Origin of the sequence: Vagococcus sp., from assembly GCF_036639995.1 — a bacterium.
In the GTDB taxonomy this organism is placed as follows: Bacteria; Bacillota; Bacilli; order Lactobacillales; family Vagococcaceae; genus Vagococcus.
In genome coordinates this window covers 165,448-176,448 of sequence record NZ_JAVWHO010000001.1, presented here as the reverse complement: position 1 = coordinate 176,448, position 11,001 = coordinate 165,448, and the positions used below count along the sequence as shown (strand labels likewise).

Sequence of the window (11,001 nt, the reverse complement as noted above, 5' to 3'; positions counted from 1 at the left end):
GCTTTCGCATTTTTTGTATGATTATCTTTATACTTAATTTTTCCATCTTCTAAGTCATTAATCATTAAAGTTGATTTAGGTAAACCAAGTTCATTGGCCATCTGAGCAAAATACTGAGCTTCTTTTCTTGCTCTTGCTTCATTTTCAAACCAACTATAATGGTAAGCCGAAACAACTAACCCTGCCGCTTTTGCATTGGCTACTTGATTTTTTGCTTCAGGATTTCTATAACCTGTTCCTTCAGTTAACTTAACTGCAACTCCTTTAACACCATATGAGCGAATAACTTTGTACTCTTCTACAGAAATATAACCATTATGAGAGGAAACATCAATAAAATCTGCTCTTGGTTTATTCACATCTGTTATTGAAATAGTATCATTTTTAGCTCTAGGTGCTGCGTAAGAACGAAAACTTGAGGTTAAATCTGATCGATTACTTGGATAATAAAACTCATCCTCTTCTTCAGCATCTTCATGAGTGTTACCGTCTTCTAATCCTTCATCTGCGGCTTTAATATCCATTTTATTATTAACTTCTGACTCTTCTGGTAATGATTCTCCAACTTTTTCACTTGGTTCTGACTCCTGAGTTGATTTTTCCGTCATCTCAATTTTACCAACTTGCTCATCTGTTGCTTCAACAAATGTCGGTACCACCGTTGCCAAACTACCTAAAACAATCGTTGACAACAAAAAATACGTCCCTTTTTTTATAAACACAAACTCTACCTCCAATATTATTAACTGTATTTCATTTTAACACAGGTTCTAAACTTGTAAATAATTAATTAAATGTCTATTAGTCTGTTTTGAGATATCCCCTTCATTTTACGTTCTATTTCCGCAAAATCTCTTTGACTAAAAGGAAATTCAAACAAGTGAACCTTATTGGAAAATCGTAACTCTTCTTCTAACACATTAGGAATATTTGTTAATATTAAATCTGCTGTATCAAGAACATTTTCATTTATAAAAGCTATGTTAAACTCATATTTAAATCGATTAGCAATTTGTTCTGTCACATTGTTTTTGACAAAATACGGTAAATCTGTATCTAAAAAAACTTGAATAATAGGCTCAAAATACGTCAAAGGTAATACAGAAGAAAACAACAACATATACTTTTGTAGCAAAAAGTTTTCTCTTAAAAATAAAGGATCAGGATTACTTTGATGAAGCTCTTTAATCATATTTGATAACTCTATTTTCAAGTTAGGGTAGTCGTTTTCTAAATCTTTAAAGATCATATAACCATCAATATCAACTTGAATATTTGAAAACAAATGACAAAATAAATGTGCACAAAAACTAGTAACAAAAAAACGTTCCTTCAATTCATTTGGTATAGCAATCATTTTTTGACTAAATAAATCCATAAATTGCTCTGTTGCTTGATAAACATTAGAGTTCATTTTTTTATGATAATTCAATACACTATCACAATAAGTTGTTGATTCATAAAGCTTAGGTTTTAACTGAATAAGAATTAAATAAAAATAAAGTTCTGATTCAATATAAATATTATAATCTTCAATGAATGTATTCAATACAGGTAAACGATCAATCAACTTAGGTAAATTAGCATACGTTTTCCAATCTTCTTCCATTTCAATAACATGTTTTTTTCTTAACCTTAGAATATTAACAGCTAGCATATAAGCCATTTGTTTTCTATGAATAACCGAAAAACCTATTTCTAATTCCTCTGAAAAACTGTCCACTGATAAATAAACTTTGTCTTGACTAATAAAATCAAATGGCCAAGTGACTCCTTTAAAAATAATCCAGCCACTAATATAAACTATCAACCGAATTTGTTTTTCTTCTCCTTCAATGATAAACGTGCTTCTTGATAATGTAAGTTGATACATATTTAAAAATTCTTTGATTTTTTTCAATGATTTTCTAACAAGGTTCTCACTAACAAATTCAGCTGCTGCGTATTTTGAAATAGATTGAAACTCTTCAAAAATAATCAATTTAAAAATTTTCATTGTTTCATCATTTTCTAAAATATAACTTTTTAGCTCCATATAATTACTACCACGGTCAATTTCAAGTAGAACGCCTTTATATTTTTCATAACTAATAGACACATGATGGTTTCTTTCTTCATTGTAATCATCTATTAATTCTTTCAATCGATGAACATAGCGCTGAACAGTTCTTTCAACAACATTTAATTCATGACTTATTTCATTTACCGTATACCACCGATGACTTTCAGAAATTAAATCTAACATGTTAATCATGATTTTATTTTGTGTATCTAAAAGATTCAACAGATCTTTTTCCACTACTTCTCATCCTATTCTTTCATTTCATTCCAAAAGGTTTTATTAATTTTAAGTTGATAGCCAATAAAAAGAATAAGCACAATAGCTAAAATAACAACATTAATCAATAAAACATGAGACGACACATTTAACCAAGTAACGAGAATAATTATTAAAATACTACCAATAAACATTGTTCCTAAAATAGTTACGACAATTTGAAACCCGCCCGCTCCTCTGCTGAATAGCTGATTAATATTAGTCCAATTAAGTGACAATGTTTTTGAATCCTTCTTCAAATAAAAGGAAGTCCCTGCATAACAACTTAATGTGTTTCCAAATAATAAAGCCACCATTAATAAGATTGGTAATTGTATCAATATAGATGTAATAACCAAAACAATCGTTGTTAAAATCACTTGAAAAAGAAAAGCAAAATTAAATTTTAATTTTATGTACCCTTTAAATGATATCGGTAAAGACTTAAGAAAAATTAAATTACTTCGATCTAAAGAGATAATCACACTAGCCAAAGAGTTAGAGCTTAAAGTGAAAAAGGAAAAAGTAATTCCACCAACAACAAATACAATGAAATAACTATAAGGTAATCCACTAAAATTAATTCCTCCATTAAAGGCCATTGGTAATAGAATGATTAATGGGAAAATAACAACAGACGTTAATACTTGAATCTGCAGTGTTGGATTTTTAATCAAACCAAAGTGATAGCGAATTAATTGTTTTTTTATACCTTGATACGCAACTTTTTTTCGGCTTACTTTAAAGGAAGCGGTTTGATGAGACAATTTTGGTAAAATTTGACGCTTGATCAAATAACTCATTACCAATAAGCAAAAAATAATACCTAACAAACTGATTAAACCATAACTAGATAATGGATTAGTCAACATTTCGTGGAATGGTTTCAAAATGGTAATAACCGATTGGTCTGGCATAGCTTTTGAATCAAACATCTCACTTTGCCTTTGGTTCATATACATCATCCCAATAACCATTCCAACTGAAGGAATAAACATCAGTAAAATTGTTAAACTTGTTTTAAATCGTTGAAACACTTTTGTTTGAACCAAAAAGGATACCAAATAAATAATAATACTGATAAATAAACAGAGATATAACACAGCTAGAATTAAACTAAATGGAATCATTAACGGTAGCAATAACTGGCTTCTAAAAGCCGTTAAAATAAATAGTGATATAACAGGCAACATGAACGGTAATAAAAAGAAGCCAACAATCAACGATTTTGCCAGAAAAATACTCTTTTGTGTAAATGGCAATGGTAAATAATCTTCGAAATCTTTGCTATCAAAAAACACATTATATACAACAGAAACACCTTGAGCAAAACTCAATATGCTAAACATTCCCATGTAATTTGTAAACAGGCCTGGGTATACCTTAAAATCAATGACAAACATACTCATACCATAAATAAACGTAAAAACAGTTCCTAACATAAGTTGCTGAAGCAACAAACTTTTGGCGATAGCATTTCCATATTTTCCTTTTTTTCTTAATTGGCTGGTTGCTTGAGGATTAGCATATAATAAATTTACCTTGAACAATTCCAAAAGTTGACGTTTTGAATTATTCATCCTCTTGACCTCCAAAATCAGATTCCTCTTCATTGCTGTGACTTTGCTCGGCTTCTCGACCAATCATTTCCAAATATATTCTTTCAAGAGATTTCTCTGGATGCTCTTCTAATAAATCTGAAACTGCCCCATTATAAATTAACTCGCCATGTTTTAAAATCGCTAACTCGTCGCATAACTGTTCAGCAGTATCTAAAATATGAGTTGAAAAGATGACTGTTTTACCATTTTTGGTGTGTTCTTTCATCAATTCCTTCAAATCATAGGCCGCTTGAGGGTCAAGCCCTTGAAGTGGTTCATCTAAAATCCAAATATCAGGATTGGATAATAATGCCCCTATTACAATAACTTTTTGGCGCATACCATGAGAAAAGCTATCAATTTCATTATTTACTTGATGTTTAATATCAAATAAATCAGCTAAATAATTAATCTGTTGATTCATTTTGTCTTCACTTAAATCAAATGCTGCAGCGATTAAATTCCAGTACTCCATAGCTGTTAACTGTAAAAATATATCAGGTGTATCAGGTACATATCCGATTCTTTTCTTTATTTCTAAACGATTATCTTCTAACTTTTTACCATCAAATAAAATATTGCCTGACGTTGGTTCAGTTATGCTAACTAGCATTTTAATAGTCGTTGATTTTCCAGCACCATTATGACCTAAAAAGCCAAATATTTTCCCTTCAGGTATAGTTAAAGACAATCCTTTTAAAGCTTCTTTTGTTCCATATTTTTTTTTTACATTCTCCAAAATAATCATATAAAATAACTCCTTGTTATTTATTTACTATGCTATATTATACAATAATTTCTTAACAAAAAATCAACAATTAATAATTATCTTCAATTAATAACATTTTTTTCGTGAAATAGAGTCTTTTTTTGATAGATAAAAACATTTTGGCTTTTCTAATTGTCAAAGCTGTTTCTCATAGCGTATGATTAGTATAAATAATTTTAAAGGGGAATAAGAATGACGATTGAAATCGGTAAAACGTATAAAAAACATGTATTAGTCACTAAAGATAATATTGCTTCTCGGTTTGAAGCGGGAATTCCTGATGTTTTTTCAACACCAGACATGATTCAAGAAATGGAGTCTGCTAGTTACAGATTACTTAATGAACTGTTACCAGAAGAATTAACATCGGTTGGTACAAAAGTGAATATTTCTCATGAAAAGGGATTGCCTCTTGGTTCGGAAGTTGATATCACTGCAGAAATTATTGAGGTTGATCGAAAAAGAATTACTTTTTCAGTTTTAGCAACTTCTGGAAAACTTATAGTTGGGCGTGGTACCCACGAAAGATTTATAATCAATAAATAAAAAAAGCCGTTTTACTTTGACTACTGTAGCTCAAAGTAAAACGACTTTCTTATTAAATATTAAATAATATGATATTCTTCTAAAATCGCCTCAATTTCAGTATCTTTTATTTTCTTAGTTAACTCATGTTTAATCAAATGAGGTAATTTAATATCTGGTTTTTCACCATCAAGTAAACTTAGACCTGCATACAATAAATAGCGAATGTCATAACGTGAATTAAAGACTTCTGGCACACCTTTTTCAACACCAGTTAGTACATAGACAGCCTCCATTGCGGTTCTACCTGAATATTCTATCGTAAACACAGTGTCACGTCCTGGATCATCCAACGTTTCTGCAAATTGGCCTAAAAAGGCAAAATTAACTGCTTTACTTGGAACAACAAATGGACGGTCGCCTTGTTGTCTAGGCATAAATTGTGCAGTAATATAAGGCATCATAACTGGTACAGCTGTACAAGTTTCAGATAATTCGTCAATTTCTCCAACTGGAACACCTAAATGATACAACCATTCCTTAGTAATCTCCTTACCTGTACAATCTCTCATTGTTTTTTTGATGTAATCTCCCTCAACGTCTGAGAATAAACCATATACCCAAACAATAACATCATCTTTAGGTTGTTCTAAATATTGAGCTTGGCGATTAATAGTCCAACTTAACAACCAAGAAGAATCTTTAGCTGTCACAATTCCTCCTGTCACTGTTTTACCACCATATGGTGAACGTTTAGTTATTTTTTCAATATATTTAGGCACGCGATCATTATGGCAAGTCACTGTACATGATTCCCAATTGGATTGTTCCAAATCAAAATTAAATTTTTCAGGATTTCCAAATTCAGAGGATTGTTTTGCAATATTTTCCCATAAGTTCCAACATCCTGTTAATTCGCGGTTAAATGGGGCCGGTGTATTATCATCACCGTAACCTGACGCTTCTGTAATAGAACCATTAGTAATAAAAACAAGGTCATTTTCAGTTAAATTAATGGAAGCATCTTTTCCTGTACCGTCTGTAGCGACAATTTTTTTTGCTATTTTGTGTTGGTCATTAATATCAAAAATAACATTATCAACTGTTACACCATATTCAAATTTAGCTCCGTGATCTTCTAAATATTTCACCATTGGTAATACAAATGAGGTATATTGATCGTGTTCTGAAAATTGTAATGCTGATAAATCTGGTAAGCCATCCACATGGTGAATGAATCGATTCATATAAAGTTTCATTTCTAATGCACTATGCCAATTTTCAAAAGCAAACATTGTTCGCCAATATAGCCAAAAATCACTATCTATTAATTCTTGAGAAAAAATATCCTCAATTGTTTTGTTTTCCAAAACGTCATCTTTCATCATAACAAAACTAGCTAGTTCTTTTGCCAAATCTTGTCCTAAATTAAACTTGCCATTATCATAACGTTTACCACAGTTTTCAGTTACACGACAATTACTGTAATTAGGATCATCATAATTTGTATAATAAAAATAATCTAAAACACTCATACTAGGATCTTCTGTAGCAGGTAATGAACTAAACAAGCTCCATAGCACTTCAAAATGATGACCCATTTCTCGTCCACCACGTGCTACATAACCAACATTTTGTCTCACATCTCCATCTAGAGAACCACCAGCTTTATCAAGTTGTTCTAAGAAAACTATTTTACTGCCATCCATATGTGCATCTCGAATTAAAAAACAACCTGCAGCAAGTGACGCAATCCCTGTTCCAATTAGATACGCTTTCTTATTATCAATACCTTCAGGCTTTCTAGCTTGAACTAATGCGTGATAACTACCGTTTGTTAACGTTAATCTTGGGTCAAATGTTTTTAATTCCATGAAAAATCCCAGCTTTCATTGTTTGTCTTATTTTTTCAACATATTTAGTATACTTCCCTAGCAAAAAAATAACATTAGACACAAAAAAAGAATGCTAGAAAATCTAACATTCACTACTTATTGTGTAAAAACTAGGCACTCTGCCTAATCTGCCTAAATTTATTTTTCAATACTTCTCTTTAATGAAATAGCAATATTACCATCAAATAAATAACCAATTCTTTCAACAATTTCTTGTGGTTCTTCCTTCATACCTGTTTGTAGCCATCTTACGACCATTCCAGTTAACGCACACTGATAGAAGCCTGCAATCAATCCTTGATCAGTCTCAGAAGCATGAATCGTTTCATTTTCTCTTTTAACGTATTCTTTCATCATATTTCCGGAAATATCAAAAATAAATTTAACTAATGCATCTTGTTGCATAGAATCATATACATGATAAATGGCTTTTTTATTAGCCAAAGCTACGTCTGTTGCCTTAATAAAGCTTTCTTCCCAAGAATTTGATGCATTAAACTCATTAATCACTAATTGTAATTGGGTTTCAAATATTTCTGAAAGTAACTCATAAATATCCGCATAATAATAATAAAAAGCATTTCGATTTATCTCACAATGAAGTGCAAGATCTTTCACTGAAATTCGTTTTAAAGGTTGTTCATTGAGCATGGAAATAAATGTGTCGTGTATTAACTTTTTTGTGTATTTTTTTGCCATAATCTCACCGCCTAATACTGCTTATTATAACATGCTTAATACTACTTCTTTTTATTTTTTTATCTATTTAAATTTTTTCAAATACCATTTGTCCATAGCAGAATGAACAGAACCTTCTAAGGGACCACTCAACAAATCAAATTCGTATTTATCATATAATTGACAGGCTACACCTAGATCCGAATGAGTTTCTAAATAACAAGCTTCATAGTTATTTTCTGCAAATAATAAGGCTTGATTCATTAATTGACTAGCTAAGCCCTTTCCTTGTACAGACGTATCAACATATAATTTTTGTAATTCGCAAATAATTTCATTAAAAGAGGCAATACCTACACCGCCAACAATAACACCATTTTCTTCAATCACCCAATAATTCCCTTTGTTTTCTTTTTGATAAAAAGAATATAAATCATTTAATTCTGGATCGTAGTATGCAGTTCCTGGTTTATCAAGACCTAATAATTTAAGTGAACGCTGAACCAATGCCTTCACTCCTTGATTATCTTTTCTTGTCATTTCTCGTAACATCATTTAGACGCCTCCTTTAAATTATTTTAAAGGCCATCATACTATAATTATCAGAAAAATCAACTATATTAGCATCAAAAAAGAGTCCTAAATAAAGACTCTCTCCTAATTACTTAAATAATTTTTCTAGTTGTTCAGAGATCACTATCATCTCTTTGTGAGTTAAGGTTCTGACGTCAAATAAAATACGGTCATTTCTCACTCTTGTAATAATCGGAATTTCACAGTTTCTCAATTTTTCTTCCAATTGTACCGTTGTCATCTCTGGATTAAACACACTTACTAATTCGCTTGGCAACTGATATTCTGGGTAAGAGCCACCACCAACTTGACTTTTTCCAGAAATCCTCTCAATTTGAAGTGGCAATTGTTTCTTTTTCAATTCTTCTTCAAGATAAATAGCATCATGCAAACAAGTCTCATAACTTTTACTAATCATTTTTAATGTTGGTATTTCCTTGATTGCAAGTTCAGGTTCTAAATATAAAGATAGCGTTGCTTCTAAAGCACTTAGTGTTAATTTATCAACTCTCAAAGCTCTTAACAATTGATTTTTTTTCATTGGTTCGATAAATTCTTTTTTACCAACTATCACACCAACTTGTGGGCCACCTAACAACTTATCCCCACTAAACATTACGACATCACACCCTTGCGCCAAACTTTCCTGAATCGTTGGCTCATATGGTAGTCCAAATTGCTGCATGTCAATCAACAAACCACTGCCTAAGTCATTGATTAAAGGAACTTGATGTTTATGTGCTAATGCTGATAAATCTTCGATTGAGGGAGATTCTGTAAAGCCAATTACCCGGTAATTACTCGTATGAACTTTCATAATTGCTCCAGTATCTTCAGAAAAAACACGTTCATAATCTTCAACATGAGTTTTATTGGTTGTTCCAACTTCTTTTATTTTGCCACCGCTTAATTCAATAACTTCTGGAATTCTAAACGAACCACCAATTTCAACTAGTTCACCTCTTGAAATAATAACTTCTTTATTTGGTATTAACGTGCTTAAAGTAAGCATCACAGCCGCTGCATTATTGTTAACCACTACAACAGATTCTGCTCCTGTCAATTTTTGAACAACCTTTTCAAGATGCTGATAGCGTGACCCACGTTGTCCTATTTCTAACTGATACTCTAAGTTAGTATATGAAAAAGCCGCCTTCTCTAGTTGTTCTTTTACTTTTTCACTTAAAAGCGAACGCCCTAGATTAGTATGCACAATCGTCCCTGTTGCATTAATTACTTGTTGTAAAGAAAATGAAGAACTCTTCTTTTGAAGCGCTAAAATCTCGACGATAATTTCCTCTTCACTTGGTAAACTCTCTATTTTTCCTGAAATAAAATTAGCTCTAATCTCTTTTAAAATAGACTGAACACTTTCTTTAAACGTTTGAGGTGATTCATCTACTAAGTTACTTAATTCTACATGCTTCAACAAATAATCAACAGAAGGCAAGTTAGCTAATTGTTTTGCGTCTATCATTTATTCATCCACTTCCTTACTTAATTCACTAATTGCATTTATTGCGATATCCACTTCTTCTAAAGTGTTAAATGAGGAAAAAGAAAAGCGTAAGGTTCCATGTTCTTTAGTTCCCAAAGCCTCATGCATTAATGGAGCACAATGGTAACCTGGCCTAATCGCAATACCATAATCTTCCCACAAGCAATCACTAACTGTTGCTGAGTCAATACCTATAATATTAAGGGATACCACACCACATCTTTTGGCATTAAATTGACCGTACAGTTGCACATTTGATAAGTCTTTTATTCCTGAAACAAAATGATTACTCAAGTTTAGTAAATGCTCATGAATAGAGGCGACTCCTAAGCTGTTCACATAATCTATTCCCGCGCTTAAACCACGAATTCCTGCAACGTTCATTGTTCCTGCCTCAAGTAAAACTGGTAGCTCTTGAGGTTGAGTTTTAGAAAACGACTGCATACCATCTCCTCCAGTAAGTAAGGGGACTAATTCTTTTTCTAGTTCTCTTTTTAAACAAATACCACCTGTTCCCGTTGGACCGTAAAGTGATTTATGACCTGTGAAACAAAAAGCATCAATCACACCATCTGCTAACGAAATAGGGTATTGTCCCATCGTTTGTGAACCATCAACAATTAAGGTTAATTTATATTTTTGCGCAATTTCTTTAATTTCTTCTAAATCAATAATATTCCCTGTGACATTTGAGCCATGATCCACAACAATCGTAGTTGTTTCATCCGTGATTTTATCTTCAATATCTGACACTCTCAAATGTCCCGTTATTTCGTCACTCTCTATTATATCAAGTGTTACATTTTGAGTAGCGACTAGCTGATACAAGGGACGTAAAACCGCATTGTGCTCCCAAGAAGTCGTAATTACATGAGCATTAGGTTTAATCAGGCCTTTTAGCATCATATTAAGAGACGTAGAAGCGTTGTTAGTAAATACGACTTCATAAGTTGCTGGTGCGGACACTAATTCCTTAATCTGCTCTCTTACCGCAGCAACTGTTCTAAAACTATTTAAAGAATAATCATGGCTTCCTCTCGCTGGGTTTCCATATTCTCCTGAAAGTAACGTTTGGTAGACTGCCTCAGCAACTTCTTTTGGTTTCTTAGCTGTCGTTGCCGCATTATCAAAATAAATCGACATGA

Annotated in this window: 10 protein-coding genes; 1 reads left to right on the top strand and 9 read right to left on the bottom strand. The window is 32.0% G+C overall.

The features are described 5' to 3' along the window. The 4 genes from RR554_RS00895 to RR554_RS00880 form a co-directional block, all read right to left on the bottom strand. Positions 1 to 722, bottom strand: a 722-nt coding sequence (locus RR554_RS00895; protein WP_332467228.1) for a GH25 family lysozyme, incomplete at its 3' end; no start/stop codon positions are given. 68 nt (positions 723 to 790) lie between these two features. Then, a complete protein-coding gene (locus tag RR554_RS00890; RefSeq protein WP_332462060.1) occupies positions 791 to 2,299 on the bottom strand; it encodes a helix-turn-helix domain-containing protein in 1,509 nt (502 codons plus the stop codon). An 11-nt stretch (positions 2,300 to 2,310) separates the two neighbouring features. Continuing rightward, positions 2,311 to 3,897 carry a hypothetical protein gene (locus RR554_RS00885; protein ID WP_332462061.1) on the bottom strand — a complete coding sequence of 529 codons (1,587 nt, stop codon included), beginning with the start codon at positions 3,895 to 3,897 and terminating at the stop codon, positions 2,311 to 2,313. Continuing rightward, entirely contained in the window at positions 3,890 to 4,666 is a 777-nt protein-coding gene (locus RR554_RS00880) for an ABC transporter ATP-binding protein (protein WP_332467227.1), read from the bottom strand. Before RR554_RS00880 ends, RR554_RS00885 begins: the two co-directional genes overlap by 8 nt. 213 nt (positions 4,667 to 4,879) lie before the next feature. Between RR554_RS00880 and RR554_RS00875 the strand changes: the two genes are divergently transcribed. After that, on the top strand, positions 4,880 to 5,233 hold the full coding sequence (locus tag RR554_RS00875) for a thioesterase family protein (RefSeq protein WP_332462063.1): 354 nt from the start codon (positions 4,880 to 4,882) through the stop codon (positions 5,231 to 5,233). Between the two features lie 59 nt (positions 5,234 to 5,292). Here the strand turns inward: RR554_RS00875 and RR554_RS00870 are convergent, their stop codons facing one another. The 5 genes from RR554_RS00870 to RR554_RS00850 all read right to left on the bottom strand — a co-directional run bounded on the left by RR554_RS00870 (position 5,293) and on the right by RR554_RS00850 (position 10,999). Next, positions 5,293 to 7,086, bottom strand: coding sequence for an oleate hydratase (locus RR554_RS00870; protein WP_332462064.1), 1,794 nt, complete (start codon positions 7,084 to 7,086; stop codon positions 5,293 to 5,295). A 159-nt stretch (positions 7,087 to 7,245) separates the two neighbouring features. Next, positions 7,246 to 7,806 (bottom strand): TetR/AcrR family transcriptional regulator, encoded by a 561-nt coding sequence (locus RR554_RS00865; RefSeq protein ID WP_332462065.1) that lies wholly within the window; start codon positions 7,804 to 7,806, stop codon positions 7,246 to 7,248. 63 nt (positions 7,807 to 7,869) lie between these two features. After that, a complete protein-coding gene (locus tag RR554_RS00860) occupies positions 7,870 to 8,340 on the bottom strand; it encodes a GNAT family N-acetyltransferase (RefSeq protein WP_332462066.1) in 471 nt (156 codons plus the stop codon). 106 nt (positions 8,341 to 8,446) lie between these two features. Continuing rightward, a complete protein-coding gene (gene selA / locus RR554_RS00855; protein WP_332462067.1) occupies positions 8,447 to 9,835 on the bottom strand; it encodes an L-seryl-tRNA(Sec) selenium transferase in 1,389 nt (462 codons plus the stop codon). After that, a complete protein-coding gene (locus RR554_RS00850) occupies positions 9,836 to 10,999 on the bottom strand; it encodes an aminotransferase class V-fold PLP-dependent enzyme (RefSeq protein WP_332467226.1) in 1,164 nt (387 codons plus the stop codon). It lies immediately after the preceding gene. Positions 11,000 to 11,001 lie beyond the last annotated feature (2 nt).

What these genes read in the sequence shown, in the direction of transcription:
- RR554_RS00880 (WP_332467227.1), bottom strand. Translation starts at nt 4,666, where the DNA reads ATGATTATTTTGGAGAATGTAAAAAAAAAATATGGAACAAAAGAAGCT.
- RR554_RS00870 (WP_332462064.1), bottom strand. Translation starts at nt 7,086, where the DNA reads ATGGAATTAAAAACATTTGACCCAAGATTAACGTTAACAAACGGTAGT.
- RR554_RS00865 (WP_332462065.1), bottom strand. Translation starts at nt 7,806, where the DNA reads ATGGCAAAAAAATACACAAAAAAGTTAATACACGACACATTTATTTCC.
- selA (WP_332462067.1), bottom strand. Translation starts at nt 9,835, where the DNA reads ATGATAGACGCAAAACAATTAGCTAACTTGCCTTCTGTTGATTATTTG.
- RR554_RS00850 (WP_332467226.1), bottom strand. Translation starts at nt 10,999, where the DNA reads ATGTCGATTTATTTTGATAATGCGGCAACGACAGCTAAGAAACCAAAA.
- RR554_RS00885 (WP_332462061.1), bottom strand. Translation starts at nt 3,897, where the DNA reads ATGAATAATTCAAAACGTCAACTTTTGGAATTGTTCAAGGTAAATTTA.
- RR554_RS00860 (WP_332462066.1), bottom strand. Translation starts at nt 8,340, where the DNA reads ATGATGTTACGAGAAATGACAAGAAAAGATAATCAAGGAGTGAAGGCA.
- RR554_RS00875 (WP_332462063.1), top strand. Translation starts at nt 4,880, where the DNA reads ATGACGATTGAAATCGGTAAAACGTATAAAAAACATGTATTAGTCACT.